This is a genomic window from Xanthomonas chitinilytica (assembly GCF_026107455.2).
GTDB lineage: Bacteria > Pseudomonadota > Gammaproteobacteria > Xanthomonadales > Xanthomonadaceae > Stenotrophomonas > Stenotrophomonas chitinilytica.
On the sequence record NZ_JAPCHY010000001.1, the window covers coordinates 368,625 to 393,270 of the forward strand.

General features: G+C 70.6%; 24 protein-coding genes. 12 read left to right on the forward strand and 12 right to left on the reverse strand.

Annotation, left to right across the window (positions count from 1 at the left end):
* The first annotated feature begins 118 nt into the window (after window positions 1-118).
* Entirely contained in the window at window positions 119-796 is a 678-nt protein-coding gene (locus tag OK345_RS01630; protein ID WP_265126251.1) for an energy transducer TonB, read from the forward strand.
* 162 nt (window positions 797-958) lie between these two features.
* Here the strand turns inward: OK345_RS01630 and rlmH are convergent, their stop codons facing one another.
* From rlmH to leuS, 6 genes are all read right to left on the reverse strand, one after another.
* On the reverse strand, window positions 959-1,429 hold the full coding sequence (gene rlmH, locus OK345_RS01635; protein ID WP_265126151.1) for a 23S rRNA (pseudouridine(1915)-N(3))-methyltransferase RlmH: 471 nt from the start codon (window positions 1,427-1,429) through the stop codon (window positions 959-961).
* A gap of 83 nt (window positions 1,430-1,512) precedes the next feature.
* Window positions 1,513-1,929, reverse strand: a complete 417-nt coding sequence (gene rsfS / locus OK345_RS01640; protein ID WP_265126152.1) for a ribosome silencing factor — start codon at window positions 1,927-1,929, stop codon at window positions 1,513-1,515.
* Window positions 1,930-1,985: 56 nt separating this feature from the next.
* Window positions 1,986-2,663: a nicotinate-nucleotide adenylyltransferase gene (gene nadD, locus OK345_RS01645; RefSeq protein WP_265126153.1), complete on the reverse strand. Its 678-nt coding sequence runs from the start codon at window positions 2,661-2,663 to the stop codon at window positions 1,986-1,988.
* A gap of 51 nt (window positions 2,664-2,714) precedes the next feature.
* Window positions 2,715-3,758 (reverse strand): DNA polymerase III subunit delta, encoded by a 1,044-nt coding sequence (holA, locus tag OK345_RS01650; RefSeq protein ID WP_265126154.1) that lies wholly within the window; start codon window positions 3,756-3,758, stop codon window positions 2,715-2,717.
* 49 nt (window positions 3,759-3,807) lie between these two features.
* Complete coding sequence (locus OK345_RS01655) at window positions 3,808-4,422, reverse strand: LPS-assembly lipoprotein LptE (RefSeq protein WP_265126155.1); 615 nt, start codon at window positions 4,420-4,422, stop codon at window positions 3,808-3,810.
* A 431-nt stretch (window positions 4,423-4,853) separates the two neighbouring features.
* Complete coding sequence (gene leuS, locus OK345_RS01660; protein ID WP_265126156.1) at window positions 4,854-7,496, reverse strand: leucine--tRNA ligase; 2,643 nt, start codon at window positions 7,494-7,496, stop codon at window positions 4,854-4,856.
* 223 nt (window positions 7,497-7,719) lie between these two features.
* Here leuS and OK345_RS01665 point away from each other — a divergent pair, with 223 nt between their 5' ends.
* Entirely contained in the window at window positions 7,720-9,018 is a 1,299-nt protein-coding gene (locus OK345_RS01665; RefSeq protein WP_265126157.1) for a metal-dependent hydrolase family protein, read from the forward strand.
* Window positions 9,019-9,042: 24 nt separating this feature from the next.
* Here the strand turns inward: OK345_RS01665 and OK345_RS01670 are convergent, their stop codons facing one another.
* From OK345_RS01670 to OK345_RS01690, 5 genes are all read right to left on the reverse strand, one after another.
* Entirely contained in the window at window positions 9,043-9,624 is a 582-nt protein-coding gene (locus OK345_RS01670) for a DUF998 domain-containing protein (RefSeq protein ID WP_265126158.1), read from the reverse strand.
* Window positions 9,624-9,842, reverse strand: a complete 219-nt coding sequence (locus OK345_RS01675; protein WP_265126159.1) for a helix-turn-helix transcriptional regulator — start codon at window positions 9,840-9,842, stop codon at window positions 9,624-9,626. The genes OK345_RS01670 and OK345_RS01675 overlap by 1 nt, the downstream gene beginning before the upstream one ends.
* Window positions 9,839-10,309 (reverse strand): hypothetical protein, encoded by a 471-nt coding sequence (locus OK345_RS01680; RefSeq protein ID WP_265126160.1) that lies wholly within the window; start codon window positions 10,307-10,309, stop codon window positions 9,839-9,841. Before OK345_RS01680 ends, OK345_RS01675 begins: the two co-directional genes overlap by 4 nt.
* Window positions 10,306-10,938 (reverse strand): hypothetical protein, encoded by a 633-nt coding sequence (locus OK345_RS01685; RefSeq protein WP_265126161.1) that lies wholly within the window; start codon window positions 10,936-10,938, stop codon window positions 10,306-10,308. Before OK345_RS01685 ends, OK345_RS01680 begins: the two co-directional genes overlap by 4 nt.
* 161 nt (window positions 10,939-11,099) lie before the next feature.
* Complete coding sequence (locus tag OK345_RS01690; RefSeq protein WP_265126162.1) at window positions 11,100-12,302, reverse strand: winged helix-turn-helix domain-containing protein; 1,203 nt, start codon at window positions 12,300-12,302, stop codon at window positions 11,100-11,102.
* 161 nt (window positions 12,303-12,463) lie between these two features.
* Between OK345_RS01690 and trxA the strand changes: the two genes are divergently transcribed.
* From trxA to OK345_RS01710, 4 genes are all read left to right on the forward strand, one after another.
* Window positions 12,464-13,315, forward strand: a complete 852-nt coding sequence (trxA, locus tag OK345_RS01695; protein WP_425510942.1) for a thioredoxin — start codon at window positions 12,464-12,466, stop codon at window positions 13,313-13,315.
* A 163-nt stretch (window positions 13,316-13,478) separates the two neighbouring features.
* The gene (locus OK345_RS01700; RefSeq protein WP_425510937.1) at window positions 13,479-15,149 is read left to right on the forward strand and encodes a FecR family protein; all 1,671 of its coding nucleotides are present in this window, start codon (window positions 13,479-13,481) and stop codon (window positions 15,147-15,149) included.
* Complete coding sequence (locus OK345_RS01705; RefSeq protein WP_265126165.1) at window positions 15,146-16,780, forward strand: CHASE2 domain-containing protein; 1,635 nt, start codon at window positions 15,146-15,148, stop codon at window positions 16,778-16,780. The genes OK345_RS01700 and OK345_RS01705 overlap by 4 nt, the downstream gene beginning before the upstream one ends.
* 75 nt (window positions 16,781-16,855) lie before the next feature.
* On the forward strand, window positions 16,856-17,317 hold the full coding sequence (locus tag OK345_RS01710) for a DUF4442 domain-containing protein (protein WP_265126166.1): 462 nt from the start codon (window positions 16,856-16,858) through the stop codon (window positions 17,315-17,317).
* Here OK345_RS01710 and OK345_RS01715 read toward each other — a convergent pair whose 3' ends face one another.
* Window positions 17,318-18,604, reverse strand: coding sequence for a hypothetical protein (locus tag OK345_RS01715; protein ID WP_265126167.1), 1,287 nt, complete (start codon window positions 18,602-18,604; stop codon window positions 17,318-17,320).
* Window positions 18,605-18,717: 113 nt separating this feature from the next.
* Between OK345_RS01715 and OK345_RS01720 the strand changes: the two genes are divergently transcribed.
* The 6 genes from OK345_RS01720 (at window position 18,718) to OK345_RS01745 (ending at window position 24,638) form a co-directional block, all read left to right on the forward strand.
* Window positions 18,718-19,392: a DUF502 domain-containing protein gene (locus OK345_RS01720; protein WP_265126168.1), complete on the forward strand. Its 675-nt coding sequence runs from the start codon at window positions 18,718-18,720 to the stop codon at window positions 19,390-19,392.
* A 9-nt stretch (window positions 19,393-19,401) separates the two neighbouring features.
* Window positions 19,402-20,169, forward strand: coding sequence for a queuosine precursor transporter (locus tag OK345_RS01725; RefSeq protein ID WP_265126252.1), 768 nt, complete (start codon window positions 19,402-19,404; stop codon window positions 20,167-20,169).
* A 76-nt stretch (window positions 20,170-20,245) separates the two neighbouring features.
* Window positions 20,246-22,102, forward strand: a complete 1,857-nt coding sequence (locus OK345_RS01730; RefSeq protein WP_265126169.1) for a DUF885 domain-containing protein — start codon at window positions 20,246-20,248, stop codon at window positions 22,100-22,102.
* Between the two features lie 100 nt (window positions 22,103-22,202).
* Window positions 22,203-23,204 carry a serine hydrolase domain-containing protein gene (locus tag OK345_RS01735; RefSeq protein WP_265126253.1) on the forward strand — a complete coding sequence of 334 codons (1,002 nt, stop codon included), beginning with the start codon at window positions 22,203-22,205 and terminating at the stop codon, window positions 23,202-23,204.
* Entirely contained in the window at window positions 23,201-23,599 is a 399-nt protein-coding gene (gene gloA2 / locus OK345_RS01740; RefSeq protein WP_265126170.1) for an SMU1112c/YaeR family gloxylase I-like metalloprotein, read from the forward strand. Before OK345_RS01735 ends, gloA2 begins: the two co-directional genes overlap by 4 nt.
* Window positions 23,600-23,744: 145 nt before the next feature.
* Window positions 23,745-24,638 carry an ABC transporter ATP-binding protein gene (locus tag OK345_RS01745; RefSeq protein ID WP_265126171.1) on the forward strand — a complete coding sequence of 298 codons (894 nt, stop codon included), beginning with the start codon at window positions 23,745-23,747 and terminating at the stop codon, window positions 24,636-24,638.
* Window positions 24,639-24,646: the final 8 nt, after the last annotated feature.

A 24,646-nucleotide genomic window follows, 5' to 3' on the forward strand; every position in this document is an offset into this window, starting at 1 on the left:
ATCGCCCCTTGCCGCCTGCCATGTTTGCTGGCGCACTGGACGGGCACGGCCGGAATGCCGTCGACCCCGTCCGTCGCGCTGGAACGTTGCTGTTACCGCACATCTGTCATGGAGGTGGATCATGGTTCGCACGCAGTCCCACGCTTGGCCCGCACGCTTCGACGTCTCCCGCATCCTGGCGCTGAGCGCCGCCATCGCCCTGCACCTGCTGGCGCTGGGGCTGCTGCTGGTGCCGCTGTCGCAGGCGCCGATCCGGCTCGAGCAACCGCGCGAGACGTTCCGCTGGGTGATTCCGGAGATCATGCCGGTCACGCCTCCGCCGCCTAAGCCGGAAGAGGTGCCGGTGACCCGGCAGGTCAGCCCGCCCACGCCGGCGCCGGCGCTGGCTCCGGTGCAGATCGAGACGCCGCCGCTGCCGGTGTTCTCCACCGAGGCCGTCGTTCCGGAGCTCTCCGTGCCATCCACGCTGCCGACCACGGAGACCGGTTCACCGTCGATCGCACCGGCGCAGCCGGTCGCGGGCGTGCAGCTGCGCTACCTGCGCTCGCCGGCGCCGGCCTATCCGCGCGACGCCCTGCGCGCCGGCCTGGAAGGCACGGTGGTGTTGAAGGTACTGGTGGACACCGACGGCTCGCCGCTGAAGGTGGAGGTCGAACGCAGCAGCGGCCACCGCGTGCTCGACCAGGCCGCCCGCACCCAGGTGCTGCGCCAATGGAAATTCCAGCCGGCGGTGGACGGCGGCCGGCCGGTGCAGGCCTATGGCCTGATCCCGATCGATTTCTCGCTGCAGCGCTGAGCCTGCCGCATGGCAGGGCCAGGACGCGTGACATCGCGTCCTGGTTTTTTTTTGTTTGGCCCCGTCAGCGGACTCGGTCGCGACTCACGTCGCTCCTACAACGCTCCTGCCCCCATGTAGGAGCGACGTGAGTCGCGAGCTTTTCGGACAGCCCGGGAATGCTCAGGCGCGATGATAGGGATGGTTGGCCAGCATCGCCGCGGCCCGGTAGAGCTGCTCGGCCACCACCAGCCGCACCAGCATGTGCGGCAGGGTCAGCGGGCCGATCGACCATTTCTCGTCGGCCGCCGCCGACACTTCCGGCGCATGTCCCTCCGGCCCGCCGATCAGGAACGCCAGGTCGCGCCCCTGCGCGCGCCAATGCTCCAGCCGCTGCGCCAGCTGTTCGGAACTGAGCTGGCGGCCGGGCACGTCCAGCGCCACCACGTAGCCGTTCTTCGGCAGCGCCGCCAACACCCGGCGGCCCTCGTCCTCGATCGCCCGGCGCGGGTCGCGGCCCTTGCCGCGCAGCCCGGGCTCGATCTCCACCAGTTCCAGCGGCAGCCAGTGCGACAGCCGCTTCTGGTATTCGGCGAACCCCTGCGCCACCCAGGACGGGGCGCGCTCGCCGGTGGCGATCAGTCTGGCCTTCATGTTCCGCGCCTCCCTGTGGCTGGCGGTGCTGCAAACGGCGACGGCGCCCTGCGGCGCCGTCATCGCGACATCGGTTGCCGGGCTCAGCCGGCGAGCGTGTCCTCGTCGGCCGGGTCGGCCGGCGGCTGGTCGCCCACCGTCCACAGCCGCTCCAGCGCGTAGAACTCGCGCACGCGCGGCAGCATGACGTGGACGATCACGTCGCCCAGGTCCACCAGCACCCACTCGGCCTCGCGCTCGCCTTCCACGCCCAGCGGCATCACGCCCAGGTTCTTGGCGAACTTGACCACTTCATCGGCGATCGACTTGACGTGGCGGCTGGAGGTGCCCGACACGACCACCATGTAGTCGGCGACGCTGGACTTGCCGCGCACGTCGATCTCGGAAAGATCCTTGGCTTTCAGTTCCTCCACCGCGCCGCGGACGGCGGCGAGCAGGTCCGGGACGGACGGCGGCGGGCTGGGGAGTTGGGTCTTGATGACTTGGGCTTCGGTGGTCAAGGGGGAAAACTCGGGGAATGTGGGGCGATTATAAAGAACCCGGGCGCCGCCCGCGTTCACGATTGCGGCGGGCAGCCGTACAGGCCGGCGGCGGCGATGTAATCCGCCACCGCGACCGGCACCAGCGCCCGCCAGTCGCCGCCGGCGGCGATCCGCCGCCGCACGTCGGTAGCGGACTCGCCGCGCAACGGTTGCCGCAGCCGCCAGACCTTGCCTGCGGGGGAATCCATCAGCTCCTGCGGCTGCGCCACCCAGGCGCCGCGCAGATGCGCGGCCAACGCTGGCGGCAGGTCGCCGTCCAGGGCGCTGCCGGGGCGGTCGGCCACGACGAAATGGGCGAGCCCGAACAGCGCCTGCCACTGGTGCCAGCCCGGCAACCCCAGCAGGCTGTCGGCCCCTACCAGCAAGGCCAGCGGCTGCTCCGGGCCGGTCTCGGCGCGCAGCTCGCGCAGGGTGTCCACGGTCCACGACGGGACCCCGGGCTGTCGCGCCGCCCGCTGCAGTTCGCGCAGATCGAGCAGCAGGCCCGGCTCGCCGGCGATCGCCAGTTCCAGCATCCGCACCCGCTGCCCGGCGTCGGCACCGGGCGGAGCGCGGTGCGGCGGATCGGCGGCCGGCATCATCCGCACCGGCACCTGCAGCTCGTCGCGCGCGCAGCGGGCGATGGCCAGGTGTCCGCCATGGACCGGGTCGAAGGTGCCGCCGTAGTAGAGCCGCAACGGGGAAGGCGTCATGCGCGGGGCCCTGGAAAGACAGGGACATCCGCCGGCCGGGCCGCCGCCATGTCAGCGGCTGCCGCGGGCCAGCAGGCGCAGCGCGCGGTTCTCCGCCAGCGCCACCAGCAGCCGCTCCAGCGCCAGCCACGGATCGCCCTCGGCGCGGCCCTTGGCCATGCGGTCGACCTGCGAGGCTTCGGCGACGAAACGCTCCCAGCGGCGCGGATCGGGATGGCGCTGCAGGGCGCGCTTGAACGGCGCCTGCCGCGCTTCCCAGATGCCCTTGCCCTTCATTTCCGCGGCCAGGTTGCCGCCCTTGGCCTGCACCCGCGCCAGCCCGGCGGTCAGCAGCAGCTCGCGGATCAGGATCGGCATCAACGCCGCCACCGCCTCGCCCTCGGCACGCAATCCGGCCAGCATCCGCATCACCGCCACCGGCTGTCCGGAGAACGCGGCTTCGGACAGGCGGAACACGTCGTAGCGGGCGGCGTCGGCCACCAGCGATTCCATCGTCGCCACGTCCAGCGTCTGCCCTTCGGCCAGCAGCGCCAGCTTGTCGATCTCCTGGGCGGCGGCGAGCAGGTTGCCTTCCACCCGTTCGGCCAGCCGCTGCACCGCAGCCGGCTCGGCGCGCAGCCCCTTGCTGCGCAGGCGGCGCTCGATCCAGTCCGGCAGTTCGTGCGGCTTGATCGCCCAGGCCACCGACAGCACGCCCGTGCGCGCCACCGCGTCGGCCCATTTGCCCTGGTGCGACTTGCTCCATTCACCCGCCGTGATCAGCAGCACCACGTCGGTTGGCGGCTGCGCGCAGAAAGTGCCGATGACTTCGGCGCCCTCCTTGCCGGGCTTGCCGCTGGGCAGCCGCAGCTCGACCAGGCGCCGGGCGCTGAACAGGCTGGGCGCATTGAAGCTGGAGTCGAGCCGGCCCCAGTCGAAATCGCGGCCGTCGGCATCGAACACCTCGCGCTCGCCGATGCCCTCGGCGCGCGCGCGGGCGCGCACCGCGTCGGCGGCTTCGAGCACGCGCAGGGTCTCGGGACCGGCGATCAGGTAGACCGGGGACAGCGGCTGCGTCGCCGGCTGCGTGCAGAGCTGTTCGGGGCGCAGTTCCATGGCGACAGCCTAACCGGTGCGACCGGCGCGATGCCGGCCGGGCAACGACTCAGGCACCCTGGTCCACCGGCTGGGTCGGTTCGGTCGGCTCCACTGGCTCGGTCGGCTCCCCTGGTTCCGTCGGTTCCGTCGACTCTGCCGGTTCCGTCGCCTCCGGCGCCCGCTCCAGTTCGGCGCGGATCACGCTGTCGATGCGGCGCAGGATCGAGGCGGACATGTCGCGGCGCAGTTCGTCGGCCAGGATCTCGCGCTCGGTGGTGGTGCCGGTGACGTCGGTGGGCTGCGAGATGTAGTCGCGCGACAGCTCGATCACCTGTTCCGGCACCAGCACGCTGCCGTCGCCGCGGTAGAACACGAACACCGTTGCGTAGCGCAGGCTGTACTCCTGCGCGCGGCCGCGGGCATCGATCGCGATCGGCAGGTCGCCCCAGCGCTCGGAGCGGATCTGCAGCCGCGCCGCGCCCTCGACCGCGGTGTCGTCGGCCACTTCCGCACCGGACGCGCGCAGGCCGCGCTCGAGCAGCTTCACCAGTTCGCTGTAGCGCACGGACGACTGCACCTTCACCGCGGGCGTATCGGCCGGCAGCGTCAACGTGTTGCGCAGGTGGAAGCCGCAGCCGGCAAGGCTCGCGGCAATGACGAGGGCAAACAGGAATCGGGTCATGGATACAGTCTGGCGGAGCGGAAGGAGAGCGGCAATAGCCGGGCCGCATCATCGCGCAGGCCGCGTGAGCGGAGATGAAACCGCCCCGCGCGGCAGGCTCCCGTCATTGGCAGCGAAGGCGAACCTGCCGCCATGTGCCCGCGCAGTTTGCTGCGGGTGCCGCCCCAGCCGTCGTCCCCGCGCGGGCGGGAGACGCGCCACGACCGGGCAAAGCGCCGGTCGGCCGCCGTGCACGTCGCTGGGCTCCCGCCTTCGCGGGAGCGACGAGCGACGACATCATCGAGCACAGCGCCGAAGCCGTGGTGCCGGGCTTCCACCTGTGCGGAAGCGACGGCAGAACCGCGGGTTCGGAAATACTGCGGACGGCGTCCCATCGGGACGCGTCCCTGGCTGGCGACGCAACCTGGGGGGGTGGGCGGCCTCGCGGCGGCTCACGCCGCCACGATGTTCACGATCTTGCCCGGCACGATGATGATCTTGCGCACCGCCAGCCCTTCCAGGAACCTGGCCGCGTTCGGCTCGGCCTGGGCCAGCGCCTCGATCTGCTCGCGCGCCGCGTCGGCGGCCACCTCGATGGTGCCGCGCAGCTTGCCGTTGACCTGCACCGCCAGGACCAGCGCATCGCGCACCAGCGCCGACTCGTCGACCTGCGGGAACGGCAGGTCCTCCAGCAGCGTCTCGCCATGGCCCAGCACCTGCCACAACGCGTGGCAGGCGTGCGGGGTGATCGGGTTGAGCAGCAGCACCGCGGCGCGCAGCGCTTCGTGGCGCACGGCACGCCCCTGCCCGCTGGCGTCCTCGAACTTGGACAGCACGTTGAGCAGTTCCATCACCGCGGCGATGGCGGTGTTGAAGGCATGGCGGCGGCCGTAGTCGTCGCCGACCTTGCCGATGGTCTCGTGGGTCTTGCGGCGGATGGCCTTCTGGGTGGCGTCGAGCGCGGCCACGTCCAGCTCCGGCGCGGGACCGTCGGCGGCGTGCTTCTGCACCATCGCCCACAGCCGGCGCAGGAAGCGCGCCATGCCGTCCACGCCCGCCTCGTTCCACTCCAGCGACTGCTCCGGCGGCGCGGCGAACATCGAGAACAGGCGCACGGTGTCGGCGCCGTACTTGGCCACCATCGCCTGCGGGTCGACGCCGTTGTTCTTGGACTTGGACATCTTCTCCGAGCCGCCGATCAGCACCGGCTGGCCGTCGGCGATCAGCGTGGCGCCGGTGACGCGGCCGCGCTCGTCGCGCTGCACGTCGACGTCGGCCGGGTTGATCCACTCCTTCGATCCGTCGGCGTTCTGCCGGTAATAGGTGTCGGCGATGACCATGCCCTGGCACAGCAGGTTCTGCGCCGGCTCGTTGCTGTCCACCATGCGCGCGTCGCGCAGCAGCTTGTGGAAGAAGCGGAAGTACATCAGGTGCAGGATCGCGTGCTCGATGCCGCCGATGTACTGGTCCACCGGCAGCCAGTAGTTGCCGCGCTTGTCGACCGCATCGCGCGCGCCCGGCGAGGTGTAGCGGGCGTAGTACCAGCTCGACTCCATGAAGGTGTCGAAGGTGTCGGTCTCGCGCTCGGCCGCGCCGCCGCATTCCGGGCAGGTGGTCCTGCGCCATTCCGGGTCGGCCTTGAGCGGCGAGCCGGTACCCAGCAGGGTCACGTCCTCCGGCAGCACCACCGGCAGCTGCTCTTCCGGCACCGGCACCGCGCCGCACTTGTCGCAGTAGATCACCGGGATCGGGCAGCCCCAGTAGCGCTGGCGGCTCACGCCCCAGTCGCGCAGGCGGTAGTTGACCCGGCGCTGGCCCTGGCCCTTGCGCTCGAAACGCTCGGCCAGCGCCTCGAACGCGCCCTGGAAGTCCAGCCCGTCGAACTCGGCCGAGTTGACCAGCTCGATCTCGCGGCTCTTGTCGCCGTACCAGTCCTGCCAGCGGTCCGGATCGTAATTGCGTTCGTCGTCGTTCTTGGGGTTCTTCAGCGCGATGACCTGCTTCTTCGGCAAGCCATATTTGGTCGCGAACTCGAAGTCGCGCTGGTCGTGGCCGGGCACGGCCATCACCGCGCCGGTGCCGTAGCCCATCAGCACGAAGTTGGCGACCCAGATCGGCACCTGCTCGCCGCTGACCGGATGCACCGCCTTCAGGCCGGTGTCCATGCCGCGCTTTTCCTGGGTCTCCAGTTCCGCCTCGGAGACGCCGCCCTGCTTCAGCTCGGCCAGCAATGCGGCCAGCTGCGGGTTGTCCCTGGCCGCGTGCAACGCCAGCGGGTGTTCGCCGGCGATGGAGACGAAGCTCACCCCCATCACCGTGTCCGGGCGGGTGGTGAACACGCGCAGCGGGTCCAGCGGCGCACCGTCCACGTCGCGCACGTCGAACTGGATCTCCAGCCCTTCGGAGCGGCCGATCCAGTTGCGCTGCATGGTCTTGACCGAGTCCGGCCAGCCGTCCAGCTCGTCCAGCCCGTCCAGCAGTTCCTGGGCGTAGTCGGTGATGCGCAGGAACCACTGCGGGATCTCGCGCTTTTCCACCAGCGCGCCGGAGCGCCAGCCGCGACCGTCGATCACCTGCTCGTTGGCCAGCACGGTCTGGTCCACCGGGTCCCAGTTCACCACCGCGTTGCGGCGGTAGGCCAGGCCCTTGCGCATCAGCCGGGTGAACATGCGCTGCTCGTGCACGTAGTACTCGGGCGTGCAGGTGGCGAACTCGCGCGACCAGTCGATCGCATAGCCCAGCGACTTGAGCTGGCTGCGCATGTGGTCGATGTTGGCGTAGGTCCACTTGGCCGGCGCGGTCCTGTTCTTGATCGCCGCGTTCTCGGCCGGCAGGCCGAACGCGTCCCAGCCCATCGGCTGCAGCACGTTGTGGCCGGTCATGCGCTTGTAGCGGCTGATGACGTCGCCGATGGTGTAGTTGCGCACGTGGCCCATGTGCAGCGCACCGGACGGGTACGGCAGCATCGACAGGCAGTAGTACTTGGGCTTGTCGGAGGTTTCGTTGACCTCGAAGGCACGGGTGGCATCCCAGTACTGCTGGGCGGCGGATTCAACCTGCTGCGGGTCGTAGACGTTGGGTTCGACGCTGGACATGGAAACGCTAGGGCGGCGGCAAAGCGGGACAGGGTACCGCAGCGCATCAAAGGGCTCCAATCGGCCGCGGTACGGTTTCGCGTAAAAACCCCATCCGATTGATATGCATGGATTTTTTCCAGCCACCGGGAAACCGGCGCGGATGCCGTCGCATCCGTTGCGCGCCTCCCTCGATGGCGCATTCACGTTTATGCTCGATGTTCCACTCCCAGGAGTTCCACCGATGCGCAGATCGCTGCTGGCCTTGGCTGCGGCCATGGCCACCCTCCCGGCATTGGCTTCCGAACCGGTCGCCCTGCACTGCGGCAAGCTGTTCGACGCCCGCAGCGGCCAGATGCGCGGCGCGCACACGCTGCTGGTGGTCGATGGGCGGATCCAGCAGGTGGTGGGCGGCGGCAATGCCGATGTCGCCGGCTGGCGCGCCATCGACCTGCGCGACCAGGTCTGCCTGCCCGGCTGGACCGACCTGCACGTGCACCTGGGCAGCCAGTCCAGTCCGCAGAGCTACGCCGAGGGTTTCCGCCTGGATCCGGTGGACCATGCCTTCCGCTCGGTCGGCTATGCCGAAAAAACCCTGCTGGCCGGCTTCACCAGCGTGCGCGACCTGGGCGGCGAGGTCGCCCCGCACCTGCGCGACGCCATCGACCAGGGGCTGGTGAAGGGACCGCGCATCTTCGCCGCCGGCAAGTCGATCGCCACCACCGGCGGCCACGCCGACCCGACCAACGGCTGGAACGACCATCTCTCGCACCTGGCCGGCCCGCCCGGCCCGACCGAGGGCGTGATCAATTCGCCCGAGCAGGCGCGGCAGGCGGTGCGCCAGCGCTACAAGGACGGCAGCGACGTCATCAAGATCACCGCCACCGGCGGCGTGCTCAGCTATGCCAGGTCCGGCGACGCGCCGCAGTTCGTGCTCGACGAGATCAAGGCCGTGGTCGACACCGCCCGCGACTACGGCTTCCGCGTCGCCGCCCACGCCCACGGCACCGAGGGCATGAAGCGCGCGGTGCTGGGCGGGGTGACCAGCATCGAGCACGGCACCTACATGGACGACGAGGTGGTCCGGCTGATGAAGCAGCACGGCACCTGGTACGTGCCGACGCTGTACGCCGGCCGCTTCGTCGCCGAGAAGGCGAAGATCGACGGCTACTATCCCGAGGTGGTGCGGCCCAAGGCGGCGCGCATCGGCGCGTTGATCCAGGACACCGCCGCCAGGGCGTACCGCAGCGGCGTGAAGATCGCCTTCGGCACCGACCAGGGCGTTGGCCCGCACGGCGACAATGCGCGCGAGTTCGTCTACATGGTCGAAGCCGGCATTCCCGCCGCCTACGCGCTGCAGGCGGCCACCGTGCATGCGGCCGAGGTACTGGGCGTGGACGACCAGGGCGTACTGGAAGCGGGCAAGCGCGCCGACGTGATCGCGCTGGCCGGCGACCCGCTGCAGGACATCGACGCGGTGCTCAACGTGCGCTTCGTGATGAAGGACGGCGTGGTCTACAAGGAATCCGCGGCGACGCCGTGATCCCTGTCTCCGGGGCCTGCGCGGTCAGCCGCGGGCCGCCGGCCGCAGGGTCCTGGCCGCGTGCCACGTCCATGCGAACCACGCCAGCAACGACAGCCGCTGGCCGAAGCCGGCGCCCAGCAGCTGCGGCAGCAGCACCCCGCACAACAACACCACCAGCAACGCCGCCAGCGTCGCCGGGCGCAGCGGACGGATGCCAATGGCCAGCAGCGCGGCGCCGGCGACGAAGGCGATCCACCACGCGGTCCACGCAGCGGCATGCAGGCGGCTGACGCCGGCATCCAGGTGCTCCGGGTCGAGCGGGAAAACGCCCTGCGCCGCGAACGCCAGCGCGGCCAGCAGCAGCAGCGACGTCCCCAGCCGCGTGGCCATCCCCGCCGCCGGCGGCAACGCGTCGCGCAGCCGCCACGCGACGGCGGCCAGCAGCAGCCCCGGCAGCACGAAGCACAGCAGGTTGAACGCCAGCGCCCGCGGGATTGCCGTCGCGCCGGGCAGCGCCAGCGGATGCTGCAGGTGCGAGTAACCCTCGAGCAGACTGCCGAAGCCGGCGGAGGCCGCCACGCACAGCAGCATGGCGGCGACCGCCAGCCGATCCAGGTGCCGCATCAGCCCTCTCCTTCCCAGCGGAACACGTCCTCGACCCCCACGCCGAAGGCGCGCGCGATGCGGAACGCCAGCTCCAGCGACGGCGCGTAGCGGCCGGCTTCCAGCGCGATGATCGTCTGCCGGGTCACCCGGCAGGCGTCGGCCAGCTGCTGCTGCGTCATCCCGCCATTGTCGAAGCGCAGCCGGCGGATATCGTTGCCGAGCGGGGTGCCGGTCATCGCCCATCCCGGCGGTAGCGCAGCGCGACCGCGACGTGGGCGGCGGCATTGGCCGCGATCAGCCCCAGCAGCAGCATGCCGGTGAGCGTCGCCGGCGCGGCCAGCAACCAGGCACGGACGGCGGGCACCAGCAGCGCGAGCGCCAGGCCCATGCCCAGCGTGCTCGCCGCCAGCCGGAACGCCCGGTCGCCGGCCGCCAGGATCGCCGCATCGCGCTCGTCCTCCAGCACTCCGCGGTGGCGCCGCGCATCGAACAGCGCGCGCCGGCGGAACCCGTGCGACAGCGGCAGCACCACCACCACCGCCAGCAGCGGAAACAGGCTGCCCTGCCAGACCACGGCCACCAGCGTGAACAGGCCCAGCCCGGCCATGCCGCTGGCCATGCTCCATGCGAAGCGTTCGCCGAACGGCGCCGCCATCCCGCGCTCCGGCGGCATCTTCCGCCCTTCCCGCATCGAACTGTTCATACCTGTTGGCTCCTGCTGCGATCGCGCCAGTACATCCAGACCATGCCGGCATGTTCCGCCAGCCAGCCGCATGCCAGCACGAATACCAGCAGGTTGCCGATCAGGAAATGGCTGGCCCACTGCAGCCGGCCCGGCGGCGAGAACCCGAACGTCAGCGCCAGCCCGACCAGCCCGGCGACCACCGCCCCACGGCTCCAGCCCGCCGCCGGTATCTCGACCTGGCGATCGCGCTCGTCGACCTGCACCCGCCCCTTCCAGCGCGCGGCCAGCAGCCGGGACAGCACCAGCCAGGCCAGCAGCAGGCCGATCAGGCTCACCGCCACGTCCCTGGCCGCGGGACCGGCCCCTTCGGCAAGCAACGGCAAACGGGTGGCGAAACAGACCGCGCCGGCCGCATTCACGCACAACCCGATCCATGCCTGCCATTCGCGCGGCGAAATTTTCCCTTCCACCTCTCTGCGCGGCATCCGCGAAACCGCATGCAACGCCATGCCCGTGACCAGGATCAGCAGGCTGGCGCCGAAGGCGCCGACAGCGACACCGCGCACCCGCCCGCTCCCCGGCAACAGCCAGAACCCCGTGCCCGCCGTCGTCAGCAGCGCGGCCCACCCCGGGCGATGCCAATCCATATGTCATCCAGACCAGACTTTATGTAAAAACAAATTTACAAAGGCCATCGCCAATGTCAAATCATTTTTACACTCCGGATGCGATCGTCACCGCGTCACCACCGGCTCCGGTGCCCCCGGCATCCATCGCGGTCGCGCCCGGTACCGGCGGACGGCGCACCTCACCCCCGTCCGGCGACCGCCGCACGCAGGGCGGCGGCCAGGCCGCCACGGCGCTCGACCTGGATCTGCTGCAGTCCCAACCATCCGGCCAGTGCTGCCAGCTCCCGCGCCAGCGCCCCGGCGGTCTCCGCCGGCGCATCGGTTTCGGCATGCGCGCTGCGCACCACCAGCCGGCCCCGGTTGCGTTCGGCCTTGAGGTCGACGCGGGCGACCAGATGCTCCCCGAGCAGGAACGGCAACACGTAGTAGCCGTGGGTACGCAGGTGCTCCGGCACGTAGATCTCGATGCGGTAGCGGAACCCGAACAGCTTCTCGGCGCGTTCGCGCGCCCACACCAGCGGATCGAACGGGCTGAGCAGCGCGCACGCCTCCACCTTGCGCGGCAGGCGCGCATCGCGATGCATCCATGCCGGCCGCGGCCAGCCCTCGACCCGCACCGGCAGCAGTTCGCCCCTCTCGACCAGCGCGGCGATCGCCGGGCGGCCCTGCTGCGGCGACATGCGGTAGTAGTCGCGCAGACAGGCCTCGGTGCCGACGCCATGCGAGATCGCCGCGCGCCGGATCAGTTCGATGTGCGCCTCGGCATCGTCGGGCACCGGCCGCGCCAGGATGTCGGCCGGGATCACCCGTTCGGGCAGGTCGTACAGGCGTTCGAAGGCGCCGTTGCGGCCGGCGATCGCGATCTGCCCGGACAGGAACAGGTATTCCAGCGTCTTCTTGGCTTCCGACCAGTTCCAGCCCCAGTGGGTCTTCGCCCGCGGCAGGCCATCGTCCAGTTCGCGCGAAGTGCTGGCGCCGCGCTCGCGCAGCTCGGCCAGCAGCGCGCCCACCAGCTTCGGATCGTGCGCGATCGCCGACCAGGCGTGGCCGTTGTCGCGGTAGTGCCGCATCCGGTGCTGCATGTACGGCCACAGTTCCACCGGCATGAACGCGGCCACGTGCGCCCAGTACTCCACGATCCGGCGCGGCGCGGCTTGCGCGGCACGGCCGAGCAGGCCGCTGTCGTAGGACCCCATCCGGCTGAACAGCGGCATGTAGTGCGCCCGTTGCAGCACGTTGACCGAATCGATCTGCAGCACGCCGGTGCGCGCCAGCGTGCGCATGAAGGTGCGCATCGTCGGCGTGCGGTGGCGGCGGTCGCAGAAGCCCTGCGCGGCCAGTGCGATGCGCCGGGCCTGCGCGCGGGAGAGTTCGAGGGTCATGGGCGCTGCGGGTATCCGGGTGCGTCCGCGCATTGTCCCCGCCGCCGCGGCATCCGCAATCCCGCGCGCCGGCATCGCCGCGCAGGTTGAATTCCACGCCTTTGCCACAATGTCGGGGACTTCGCCGACAGGAACCTCGCCAGATGACCGCAGACGCCGCCATGCCCCACGTCTTCGACGCCACCACCGAAACCTTCGAGGCCGACGTCCTGCAGAAGTCGCTGCAGGTGCCGGTGCTGGTGGACTTCTGGGCCACCTGGTGCGGGCCGTGCAAGACGCTGGGGCCGCTGCTGGAGAAGCTGGCCGGCGAGTACAACGGCGCCTTCGAGCTGGCCAAGGTCGACGTCGACAAGGAGCAGCAGATCGCCGCCGCGTTCCAGATCCGCTCGGTGCCCACCGTGTTCCTGGTCAAGGGCGGACAGCTGGTGGACGGCTTCCCCGGCGTGATCCCGGAAGGGCAACTGCGCGAATTCCTCAAGCAGCACGGCATCGAGCCGCTGGCCGCCGCCGAGGTTGCCGTGGAGGCCGAGGCGTTGCCGCTGGACCCGCAGGCCGAGGTCGAGGCCCTGCGCCAGGCCATCGCCGCCGCGCCGGACAACGAGGAGCTGAAACTCGACCTGGCGCTGGCGCTGCTGCGCACCGGCGCCGCCGCCGAGGCCGGCGAGCTGATCGACGCCCTGCCCGCCAACCTGGCCACCGACGACCGCGCGGTGCGTGCCCGCGCCCGCCTCGATTTCGCCAAGGCGCTGCAGGACGCCCCGGCCGCCGAGGCGCTGGCCGCCCGCGTCGCCGCCGATGGCGACGACCTGCTGGCCCGGCACCTGCTGGGCGTGCACCAGCTGCTGGCCGGCGAGGACGAAGCGGCCCTGGAGCAGTTCCTGGAGATGCTGCGGCGCGACCGCGGCTTCCAGGACGGCCTGCCGAAGAAGGCGCTGATCGACGCGTTCCGGGTGATCGAGGACGAGGACCTGGTGGGCCGCTATCGCCGCAGGATGTCGTCGCTGCTGTTCTGAAGTGTGACGCATGCACGTATTCAGGTTGACGAAATACCTGCTACGCGATAATCGCGCGGTCATCGTCGTGATGACGCCACGGCAACCGTTGCCGTGACTACCAGGGGATGGGGATGCCCGGCACGACCACCGGGCGCCGCGGTCCCGTGCCTGTAGGACCGAGATGCCCGTGACGTTGTCGATTGCGCAGTCCCCGCGTTTCACCTCCCTGTCGCGACTCCTGCTGGCCGCCGTGCTGCTGGCGAGCGCGGCCGCCGCCAGCGCCCAGGACTGGACCTATCGCGTCCGCCCCGGCGACACCCTGTGGGACCTGGGTACCCGCTACCTGAAACCCAACGTACCCTGGGAAGAACTGCAGGCGCACAACCGCGTCGCCAATCCCTACCAGTTGCCGCCCGGCCAGACCCTGCGCTTCCCCATCGCCTGGCTGCGGGTGGAACCGGCACCGGCGAAGGTGCTGGCCGTGCGCGGGCCGGTGCAGCTCGTCGACGGCAAGGACGCGGCCGGGAAACCGGTACAGGAAGGCATGCGCCTGCCGATCGGCAGCCAGCTGCGCACCGGCGCCGATGCCAGCGTGACCCTCGTCTTCGCCGACGAATCGCGCCTGCAGCTGCGCGAGAACTCGGAACTGCACCTGGACCAGCTCAGCAGCTACGGCGCCACCGGCATGGTCGATACCCGGCTGCGGCTGCAGCGCGGGCGCACCAGCAGCCGGGTTGCGCCGGCCCGCGGCCCGGCCTCGCGCTACGTAATCGCCGCCCCCACTGCCACCAGCAGCGTGCGCGGCACCGTGTTCCGGGTCAGCGCCGGCAGCGGCGACAATCCCGCCGCCACCGAAGTGCTGGAAGGCCGCGTGCAGGTCGGCAACCGCCATGGCCAGCAGCTGGTCGGTTCCGGTCACGCCACGCTCAGCGGCTCGGCCGGCCGCGCACCGGCCCGCGCACAACCGCTGCCATCGGCCCCGCAACTGGACGAAGCCCGCCTGCGGCTCGACCCGCTGCCGCTGCTGGCGGCCTGGCAACCGGTGGCCGGCGCTACCGGCTACCGCGTCGAAGTGGTCCGCGCCGACGCCCCCGAGGTCCTGCTGTTCGCCCAGGACGTCGCCGAACCGCAGCTGCAGATCGACGACCTGCCAGCCGGGCAGTTGCGACTGCTGGTCCGCGCGGTCGCCGGCGACGGCATCGAAGGGCACGACGCCGAGCGCGATTTCGCCGTCCTCGACGATCCGCCGCCGCCACTGACCCTGAATCCCACCCACGGCCAGACCCTGAACCAGTCGCGCCCGCGCTTCGAATGGGCGCGGGTGCCCGAGGCCGCCGGCAGCGTGCTGCAGATCGCGCGCGACCCGCAGTTCCTGCAGCCGCTGGCCGAACAGGAAACCCGTTCCACCCGCCTGCGCGCGCAGCCCGAGCTGGCCCCGGGCGACTACTGGTGGCGGGTGGCCTCGCGCGATGCGCAGGGCCGCCGCGGCCGTTACGGCCAGGCCCTGCCGCTGCACATCAGCGACGACCCGGTGGACCCGCAGTTGCAGCCGCCGCAGACCGCCAGGGGCGAGCTGACGCTGCGCTGGCAGGCCGGCGGCGAAGGCCAGCGCTACCGGGTGCAGGTCGATCGCCGTGGCGACTTCGCGCGACCGCTGCTCGACCAGGAAGTCGATGCGCCCGAGGTCTCGTTGAAGCGCCCGTGGCGCGGCACCCTGCACATACGCGTGCAGTACATCGACGACGACGGCTACGCCGGCGCGTTCTCCCCTGCCCAGCAGATCAGGCTGCCCTGCCGGCTCTGCTACGGCGCCGGCGCGGGTGCCGGCGCGCTGTTGCTGCTGGCGCTATGAGACCGTTCCTGCTGCCCTGGTACCAGCGCTTGCTGTTCGCCGCCGCACTCGGTGCGGTGGCCGCCTGGGCCAGCCATGCCCAGCTGTTCTGGCAGCAGGACGAAAGCGTCTACGACCGCCTGGTCGGCAGCTGGGACTATCCGCCCGACGCGCGCCTGGCCATCGTCGCCATCGACGAGCGCAGCCTGCAGCAGCTCGGCCAATGGCCATGGCCGCGCGGCACCCATGCGCGCCTGCTCGACCGCCTGGACGAGGCCGGCGTGCGCCGCATCGCCCTGGACCTGATGTTCCCCGAGCCCGACCGCAAGGACAGCACCCAGGATGCCGAACTGGCAGCGGCGATCCGGCGCAGCGGCAAGGTGCTGCTGCCGGTGATGGCCACTTCGGTCAGCGACGAGACGGTGCCCGAGGAACTGCTGCCGGTACCGGCCATCGCCGGCGCCGCCGCGGTCCTGGCCCACAGCGACATCGAAGTGGACGGCGACGGCATCGCCCGCGGCCTGTACCTCAAGGCCGGTGTCGGCTCGGCCTACTGGCCGGCGCTGGGCCTGGCGCTGGCCGGTACCAGCGGCCCGGTTCCCGGCCTGGGCGATCCGCAGGCGGGAATCGCCTCCCCCTACCAGTGGCGCCGCGACCACTACGTGCGCCTGCGCTATGCCGGCCCGCCCGGCAGTTTCGCGCAGATGTCCTACATCGACGTGCTCGAAGGCCGGGTACCGGCCGAGCTGCTGCGCGACCGGCTGGTGATCGTCGGCATGACCGCCAGCGGGCTGGCGCCGCGACTGCTCACGCCCACCTCGCACGAGAGCTGGATGAGCGGCAGCGAGTACCAGGCCAACGTCGCCTCGATGCTGCTGGGCGGCCACGCCATCGTGCCGCTGCAACCGGCCCTGCAGGCCGGCCTGGTGGCCCTGCTGGTGGCGTTGTCCTGCCTGTGCATGACCCTGTCCACGCCGCCGCCGTGGCTGACCGCCACCGTGGCGATCCCCGTCCCGCTGCTGCTCAGCCTGGTGCTGCTGCGCGGCTTCGACCTGTGGTTCGCGCCGGCCGCCGCGGTGGCCGGGATCGCCGTGCTGCTGCTGGCCTGGGGCCTGTGGCAGATGCGCTACTGGCGCCGCCAGGCCAACCGCGACGCGCTGACCGGGCTGGCCAACCGCATGCGCTTCGAGGAAACCCTGCGCCAGGAGCACGACGCCGCCCGCCGCAGCGGGAGGCCGCTGAGCCTGGCGTTGATCGACGTCGACAACTTCAAGCACTACAACGACGACTTCGGCCATCACACCGGCGACCGCGTGCTGCAGCAGGTGGGCCGCACGATCTCCGCCCATGCGCGCCGTCCGCGCGACCTGGCCGCCCGCTTCGGCGGCGACGAATTCGCGATGATCCTGCCCGACACTCCCCGCGAAGGCGCGATCCAGTTGATCGAGGACCTGATCGCCCGCGTGCGGCGGATGAGCATCGCCGTCGACAAGGGCCGGCAGGCGCGGGTAAGCGTCACCGTCGGCCTGTACACCGTGGTGCCCGATGCCGACAGCCTGCCGCCGCATCTGTTCGAAGGCGCCGACACGGCCCTGTACCAGGCCAAGGCAGCTGGGCGCGACGGCTATTTCGCCGCGCCGCCGGACGATTGAAACGGCGCGCGACCGGAAACCATACGGCAGCGAATGCTAGACTCCCCGCTCCCGCCGCCACCTGCAATTCCCGCAATGAAAGCCAGCACGTTCCGCCACGGCATCAACCTGTGGCCGCCGTTCCTGTTCGCCGGCATCCACGTCACCCGGGTCACCCCGGACTATCGCGACATCCGCGTGGAACTGCGCATGCGCCCGTGGAACCGCAACTACGTGGGCACCCATTTCGGCGGCAGCCTGTTCGCGATGACCGACCCGTTCTGGATGCTGGGGCTGATGCAGAACCTGGGGCGCGACTACTACGTCTGGGACAGGAGCGGCAGCATCGATTTCCTCAAGCCCGGGCGCGGCACGGTGTGGACCGAGTTCAGGCTCGACGACGCGCTGCTGGACGAGGTCCGCGCAGCGGCGGCCAGCGGCGAGAAATACCTGCGCTGGTTCGAGAACGACATTCTCGATGCGCAGGGCGAGGTCGTCGCCCGGGTCCGCAAGCAGGTCTACATCCGGCTCAAGCCCGAGGCGCGCAAGGCGGGCTGATCAGGGCGCCGCCAGCGTCGCCGGCAGCGGCAACGACAGCACCGGCTCGCGCTGCCGCCAATGGCGCTGCACCTGCAGGCTGCGGCCATCGTCGGCCAGCGCGAACGGCCGCCGGGCACCGGTCAGCTCCGGCGGCAGCCGCGCCAGCAGCGCGGCCACATCGTCTTCGGCGTCCCCGCTTCCGGCGGCCTGGTCGCGCAGCCAGAGCAGCGCCGCCGCCAGCCGCAGTTGTGCGCCGGCATCCTGCAGCCGCAGCTGGTAGTCGCGGTAGGCCGGCGCGGCGATGTCGGCCAGGATGCAGCCCATGGCATTGGCCGCGCACTCCAGCCGCCACGGCGACGTGGGCTCCGGAACCGGAGCCACCGGCTCGTCCAGCGCCAGCGCCTGCTGCGCCTCCCGGGTGCAGGCCCACCCCATCCCCACCGCCATCCGGCCCAGTGTCTTGTCCTCGTCCAGTACCAGCCAGCGCAGGCGGCCAGCCGATTGCACGATCGCGGCCCGGCTGAAATCGAACTCGCCCCGCATCGCGCCGCAGATGCTCAACTCGCCGGCAGCCGGAGGTGCGAACGCGCCCGCGCAGGTTGCCGGCAGCGGATGATCCAGCGGCAACTCGGCCAGCACCTCGGCCAGCAGCCGTGCGTTGCCCTCCACCATCGCCGCTCCGATCATCGCCGCCAGCAGGTTGTCGCCGTGCGCCAGCAGCATGCGCGCGGTCGTCGCATCGTTGCAGATGCCCGCCAGCGCCGCGTCGCTGCGCCCCTGCACGTGCGCCAGCGCATGCGCCGGCAGCGACCGCATCAGCAACTGGAAGGGCGGCATCGGCATCGAAGGATCTGCTGCGAACAGGTTGCGGTGGTGTCCGTAGCGCGCCAGCTCCGCGATCCGCGCCAGCAACGCCTGCTGCCCGGCCAGCGCCGCGGCGACGGCCGTCGCATCCTCGCGGACCGCCTGCAGGCATCCCGGCTGGCGCCAGCTGCACGGCGACTGCATCGCCTCCGTCTGCCGGAACCGCTCAGAAGCAACGCTTTCGAAAGCGACGCCTGCGCCCCATTCCTCGGCGGGAAGGGCCGCCAGCAGCTGCCGATGGCGGGCGACGTCCTGCATCGCCAACGCCTCCCGCTGCGCTGCGGGGACCTCCTCGTAGCCGAGCAGCCACAGCGCCGCGAACGCGTTGTCGCCGGGTTGCTGCACCTCTTCCTGCAGCCATGCGAGCGCCTCGCGCTGGCCACGCTCCATCGGCATCATCCGCGACACCGTCCACAGCGCCACCGCCAGCAGCAGCAACATCAGCACTCCCTGCAACAACCACCGCAACGCCTTGAACACAGCATTCCCTCCCTGGCCATCGTCCAGCCGCACCGTGCAGCTTAAACAGGCCGCCGGACCGCTACAATCCGCCCATGTCGCCCGAAGCCGCTTCCGCCCCCCGCCCCTCCCTGCAACGACTGTTCCTGACCGGCCTGCTGACGCTGCTGCCGATCTGGCTGACGTGGGTGGTCGTCAAGTTCGTGTTCGTGCTGCTGGCCGGCATCAGCAGCCCGCTGGTGGTGCCGCTGTCGCAGCAGATGGCGGCCTCGTTCCCGCACTACCTGGGATGGATCAAGGCCGAATGGGTGCAGGCCGTCATCGGCCTGCTGGCCACGTTGCTGGTGATCCTGGCGGTGGGCGTGCTCAGCCGGCGGGTCATCGGCCAGCAGTTGCTGCGCTGGTTCGGCGCGGTCATCCGCCGCATCCCGCTGGCCAGCATCATCTACGACAGCGCGCGCAAGCTGCTGGACATCCTGCAGACCAAGCCCGGCAGCACCCAGCGGGTAGTACTGATCGACTTCCCGCACCGCGACATGAAATCGGTGGGGCTGGTGACGCGGGTGATCCGCGAGCACGGCAGCGACCGCGAGCTGGCCGCGGTGTACGTGCCGACCACGCCCAACCCGACCTCCGGCTACCTGGAGATCGTGCCGGTGGAGCTGCTCACGCCCACCGACTGGACCGTGGACCAGGCCATGAGCTTCATCATCTCCGGCGGCGCGGTGGCGCCGGACAGCGTGCCCTTCACCCGCGCCGGCGAGCGCTGAGCGGTGAGCCTGCGGCCGCTGCACGACCGCGCGGTGCTGCTGTTCATCGCGCTGGCGGCGTTCTTCTGCGCCAACGCGATACTGGCCGAGCTGATCGGGGTGAAGATCTTCGCCCTGGAAGACACCCTGGGCATCGCGCCACTGAACTGGAACCTGTTCGGCCAGACCGGCTCGCTCAGCTTCACCGCCGGCACCCTGCTGTGGCCGATCGTGTTCGTCCTGACCGACACGATCAACGAGTTCTTCGGCCGCCGCGGGGTCAAGTTCATCTCGTGGCTGACGGCGCTGCTGATCAGCTACGGCTTCCTGTTCGCCTTCGCCGCCATCGCGCTGGTGCCGGCCGGCTGGTGGGTGACGGCGATGCAGGCCGAGGGCGTGCCCGACTACCAGGCCGCGTTCGCCGCGGTGTTCGGCCAGGGCATGTGGACCATCGCCGGCTCGCTGGTCGCGTTCATGATCGGCCAGCTGGTCGACGTGGCGGTGTTCCACCGCATCCGCCGCGCCACCGGCGAGCGCATGGTATGGCTGCGCGCCACCGGCTCCACCGCGGTATCGCAGCTGATCGACAGCTTCGTGGTGATCTGGATCGCCTTCGTGCTCGGCCCGCAGCGATGGCCCACCTCGCTGTTCCTGGCGGTGAGCACGGTGAACTATGCCTACAAGCTGCTGTTCGCCATCGCCCTGATCCCGCTGCTGTACCTGATGCGGCGGGCGATCACCGCCTACCTGGGCGCCGAGCGCGCGCAGCAGCTGCGCGCCGAGGCCGCCGCCGGCTGAACCCGGCCGGCCCTCGTCTGGCCGAGCGCGGCGATATCGGGCAAGCTCGACGGCTTGTGCGTTCCCGGAATTCCCGATGCCCTCCAGCCTGTCCCGCGCCCTGGCGCTCGCCATCGCCTCGATCCTCGCCCTCTCCACCGCCCCGGCGGCCGAAGCGGCAACGAAGAAGGCCCAGCGCCCGGCAGCCGCCCAGGCCCGCCCCGCCGCAGCGAAGCCGGCCGCCACCCCGGACAAGGCGGCGCAGCTGAACAACCTCTACGAGCAGTACTGGGATGCGTCGATGCAGCTGAATCCGCTGCAGGCCACGTTCCAGGGCGACGGCCGCTACAACGACCAGCTGCCGAACTTCCTGTCCCCGGCCTTCCGCCAGCAGTCGCACGACTTCACCGTGGAATGGCTGGGCAAGGTCGAGGCGGTGGGCGCCGAGGGCCTCGGCGGCCAGGACCTGCTCAGCTACGAGATCTTCGTGCGCGACGCGCGCGGCTCGCTGGCCGCCGAACGGTTCCCGAGCTGGATGCTGCCGGTCAGCCACTACTACAACATCGCCAGCATCATGGCGGTCCTCGGCTCGGGCACCGGCCCGCAGCCGTTCCAGACGGTCAAGGACTACGAGAACTGGTCGCGGCGCTCGCTGGGCATCCCGGTGCTGTTCGAGCAGGCCATCGACAACATGCGCGAAGGCATCGCCGCCGGGGTGGTGCAACCGCGCGCGGTGATGGAGAAGGTGCTTCCGCAGCTGGATGCGGTGATCCGCCCCACCGCCGAGGAAAGCCTGTTCTGGGAGCCGGTGCGCAACCTGCCCGAGGACTTCTCCGACGAGGACAAGGCGCGCATCGCCGCCGAATACAAGCGCATGATCGAATACCGGATCATGCCCGCCTACCGCGCCCTGCGCGGCTTCATCGCCACCGCCTACCTGCCGGCCACGCGCGACAGCGACGGCCTGTCGGCGCTGCCCGACGGCCAGGACTGGTACGCGCAGAACATCCGCCAGGCGACCTCGTCCGCGCAGACGCCGCAGCAGCTGCACGAACTGGCCGTGCAGCAGGTCGGCGAACTGCAGGAGCAGATCGCCGCGCTGATCAAGCAGGCCAGGCTGCGCGGCTCGACCCAGAAGGTACTGCGCAGCATGCGCAGCGACCGGCAGTTCCAGTTCGCCGACGAGGACGCGCTGCTGGCGCAGTACCGGCAGCTGCAGGAGCAGGTCGAGGCCGGGTTGCCGGCGCTGCTGGCGACCCGGCCGAAGGCGCCGCTGGAGATCCAGGCGGTCGAACCCGAACGCGCGCCAACCTCGCCGGCGGCCTTCTACCAGCAGCCGCTGCCCAATGGCGGCCGTCCCGGCACCCTGTACGTCAACACCAGCGACCTGCCCAGCCGCAAGCGCTGGGCCACGCCGATGCTGTTCCTGCACGAAGCCATTCCCGGCCACCATGTGCAGCTGGGACTGCAGCAGGAGCTGGACAAGCTGCCGCGCTTCCGCCGCCTCGGCGGCGACGTCGCCTTCGTCGAAGGCTGGGGCCTGTACGCCGAATCGCTCGGCGACGCGCTCGGCCTGTACGAAGATCCGTACGCGCGGCTGGGCTATCTGCAGGCGGCGCTGACCCGCGCCGCGCGCATGGCCGCCGACACCGGCCTGCATGCCGACGGCTGGAGCAAGCGCCAGGCCGTGGACTACCTGGTCAAGACCGCCGGGTTGGCGCCGGCCGAGGCCGAGGCCGAAGTCGAGCGCTTCATGGCCCAGCCCGGCCAGGCCCTGGCCAACCGCACCGGCGAGCTGAAGCTGTTCGCGCTGCGCGACAAGGCGCAGGCCGCGCTCGGCGAGCGCTTCGACCTGCGTGCGTTCCACGAGGAAGTGCTGAAGGACGGCTCGATGCCGCTGGACATCCTCGAAGCCAAGATCGACCGCTGGATCGCCAGCCAGCAGACACCGTGACCGCCCTGGAGCCGCTGCGATGATCGCGACCTGCAAGCGCCTGCTGTTGTTGTCATTGTTGCTGGGCGGCGCGGTGGCGCAGGCCCAGGCCACCGCGCAGATGCGCCGGCCCGATCCCGGCGTCGATGCGCTGATGCAGCGCTACGACGGCCAGCTGCCCGGCGCCGCGTTGCTGGTGCTGCACAAGGGCAAACCGGTGTTCCGTCGCGGCTATGGCCTGGCGGTGGTCGAGGACGGCACCGTGGTGACGCCGCAGACCAACTTCCGCCTGGCCTCGGTCAGCAAGCAGTTCACCGCCGCGGCGATCCTGCTGCTGGCCGAGGACCGGAAGCTGTCGATCGACGACCCGGTGAAGAAATGGCTGCCCGGCCTGCCGGCCGCGGCCGATGCGGTGACGTTGCGGCAGCTGCTCGGCCATACCAGCGGGTTGATCGACTACGAGGACCTGATGGACCCGACCGACACCCGGCAGGTGCGCGACAGCGACGTGCTCCGGTTGCTGGAAAAGCAGGACCGCACCTATTTCCCGCCGGGCAGTGGCTACCGCTACAGCAACAGCGGCTACGCGCTGCTGGCGCTGGTCGTGGCACGGGCCTCGGGCAGCGACTTCGCCAGCTTCCTGCGCCAGCGCATCTTCCTGCCGCTGGGCATGGCCGACACCTATGCCCACCAGGACGGCGTGGACGAAGTGCCGCATCGTGCCTATGGCTACAGCGAGGTCGACGGCCGCTGGCAGCGCACCGACCAGAGCCCGACCAGCGCGGTACTCGGCGACGGCGGCATCTATTCGTCCATCGACGATCTCGCCAAATGGGATGCCGCGCTCTACGGCCGCCGCCTGCTCAAGCGTTCCTCGCTGAAGCTGGCGTTCTCCCCGGCCACCGCCACCGACGAGCCCGACGTGCCGTTCTACGGCTTCGGCTGGCGCCTCAACGGCGATGCACAATGGCACAGCGGCGAGAGCATCGGCTTCCGCAACGTCATCCTGCGCTACCCGAAGCAGAAGCTGACGGTGATCGTGCTGAGCAACCGCAACGACCCCGAGCCCTACCCGCTGGCGCTGCAGATCGCGCAGCGCTGGCTGGTGGAACCACGGCGATGACCGCCCCGCTGCTGCAGGGCATCCACCACGTCGCGCTGATCGCCTCGGACTATGCGCGCTCGAAGGACTTCTATACCCGCATCCTCGGCCTTGCGGTGGTCGCCGAGAACTTCCGCGCCGGACGCGACTCGTGGAAGCTCGACCTGGCGCTGCCCGACGGCAGCCGGCTGGAGCTGTTCTCGTTCCCCGAGCCGCCGCCGCGCCCCAGCCGCCCGGAAGCCTGCGGCCTGCGCCACCTGGCCTTCCGCGTCGGCGATCTCGACGCCGCGGTGGCCCACCTGCACGCGCACGGCGTGGCCACCGAGGACATCCGCGTCGACCAGTACAGCGGCCGCCGCTTCACCTTCTTCGCCGATCCCGACGGGCTGCCGCTGGAGCTGTACGAAGCCGGCTGAGCCGGCGCGTGGCGGCGGCCGTCGCCGCCGGCGGTCACATTCCGGTTCCCGCCACGTCCATGGTCCCAGTGACTTCCGGCGGATTGCGGCGCTGCCGCCGCGACCGGAAGAATCGAATCCATCCAGTGAACGACAAGGAACGTACATGCTGCAGATCCGCGGGCTGTCCAAGACCTACGCCAATGGCGTCCATGCACTGAAGGGCGTCGATCTCGACATCCCGCGCGGAATGTTCGGCCTGCTCGGCCCCAACGGCGCCGGCAAGTCGTCGCTGATGCGCACGCTGGCGACGCTGCAGGAAGCCGATTCCGGCAGCGCCACGCTGACCGGCGCCAACGGCGAGGCGATCGACGTGCTGCGCGACAAGGATGCGGTACGCCGCCAGCTCGGCTACCTGCCGCAGGATTTCGGCGTCTATCCCAAGGTCAGCGCGCTGGACCTGCTGGACCACTTCGCCGTACTCAAGGGCCTGACCGCACGCAGGCAGCGCAAGGAAGTGGTCGAGGGCCTGCTGCAGCAGGTCAACCTGTGGGACGCGCGCAAGCGCAAGCTCGGCACCTACTCCGGCGGCATGCGCCAGCGCTTCGGCATCGCCCAGGCGCTGCTCGGCGACCCGCGGCTGGTGATCGTCGACGAGCCCACCGCCGGGCTCGATCCGGAAGAGCGCAACCGCTTCCTCAACCTGCTGGCGGAAATCGGCGAGAACGTGGCGGTGATCCTGTCCACCCACATCGTCGAGGACGTCACCGACCTGTGCCCGACCATGGCGATCATGAACAAGGGCGAGGTGCTGCTGACCGGCAGGCCGGCCGACGCCATCGCCGCGCTCGAACGGCAGGTATGGCGCAAGCAGGTGGCCAAGAGCGCGCTGGCCGACTACGAGGCGCGCTTCACCGTGCTGTCCACGCGGCTGGTCGGCGGCCACCCGGTGATCCATGTATTCAGCCCCTCGCAACCGGACGAAGGCTTCGCGCCGGTGGAGCCGGGGCTGGAGGACGTCTACTTCCAGCGCCTGCGCCTGCAGGCGCGGGCCGCCTGACGGAGACG

Coding starts and splice junctions, on each gene's coding strand:
- rlmH (WP_265126151.1), bottom strand. CDS start 1,429: ATGAAGGCCAGACTGATCGCCACCGGCGAGCGCGCCCCGTCCTGGGTG.
- nadD (WP_265126153.1), bottom strand. CDS start 2,663: ATGACGCCTTCCCCGTTGCGGCTCTACTACGGCGGCACCTTCGACCCG.
- holA (WP_265126154.1), bottom strand. CDS start 3,758: ATGGAACTGCGCCCCGAACAGCTCTGCACGCAGCCGGCGACGCAGCCG.
- OK345_RS01655 (WP_265126155.1), bottom strand. CDS start 4,422: ATGACCCGATTCCTGTTTGCCCTCGTCATTGCCGCGAGCCTTGCCGGC.
- leuS (WP_265126156.1), bottom strand. CDS start 7,496: ATGTCCAGCGTCGAACCCAACGTCTACGACCCGCAGCAGGTTGAATCC.
- OK345_RS01665 (WP_265126157.1), top strand. CDS start 7,720: ATGCGCAGATCGCTGCTGGCCTTGGCTGCGGCCATGGCCACCCTCCCG.
- OK345_RS01670 (WP_265126158.1), bottom strand. CDS start 9,624: ATGCGGCACCTGGATCGGCTGGCGGTCGCCGCCATGCTGCTGTGCGTG.
- OK345_RS01675 (WP_265126159.1), bottom strand. CDS start 9,842: ATGACCGGCACCCCGCTCGGCAACGATATCCGCCGGCTGCGCTTCGAC.
- OK345_RS01680 (WP_265126160.1), bottom strand. CDS start 10,309: ATGAACAGTTCGATGCGGGAAGGGCGGAAGATGCCGCCGGAGCGCGGG.
- OK345_RS01685 (WP_265126161.1), bottom strand. CDS start 10,938: ATGGATTGGCATCGCCCGGGGTGGGCCGCGCTGCTGACGACGGCGGGC.
- OK345_RS01690 (WP_265126162.1), bottom strand. CDS start 12,302: ATGACCCTCGAACTCTCCCGCGCGCAGGCCCGGCGCATCGCACTGGCC.
- trxA (WP_425510942.1), top strand. CDS start 12,464: ATGCCCCACGTCTTCGACGCCACCACCGAAACCTTCGAGGCCGACGTC.
- OK345_RS01700 (WP_425510937.1), top strand. CDS start 13,479: ATGCCCGTGACGTTGTCGATTGCGCAGTCCCCGCGTTTCACCTCCCTG.
- OK345_RS01705 (WP_265126165.1), top strand. CDS start 15,146: ATGAGACCGTTCCTGCTGCCCTGGTACCAGCGCTTGCTGTTCGCCGCC.
- OK345_RS01710 (WP_265126166.1), top strand. CDS start 16,856: ATGAAAGCCAGCACGTTCCGCCACGGCATCAACCTGTGGCCGCCGTTC.
- OK345_RS01715 (WP_265126167.1), bottom strand. CDS start 18,604: ATGTTGCTGCTGCTGGCGGTGGCGCTGTGGACGGTGTCGCGGATGATG.
- OK345_RS01720 (WP_265126168.1), top strand. CDS start 18,718: ATGTCGCCCGAAGCCGCTTCCGCCCCCCGCCCCTCCCTGCAACGACTG.
- OK345_RS01730 (WP_265126169.1), top strand. CDS start 20,246: ATGCCCTCCAGCCTGTCCCGCGCCCTGGCGCTCGCCATCGCCTCGATC.
- OK345_RS01735 (WP_265126253.1), top strand. CDS start 22,203: ATGCGCCGGCCCGATCCCGGCGTCGATGCGCTGATGCAGCGCTACGAC.
- gloA2 (WP_265126170.1), top strand. CDS start 23,201: ATGACCGCCCCGCTGCTGCAGGGCATCCACCACGTCGCGCTGATCGCC.
- OK345_RS01745 (WP_265126171.1), top strand. CDS start 23,745: ATGCTGCAGATCCGCGGGCTGTCCAAGACCTACGCCAATGGCGTCCAT.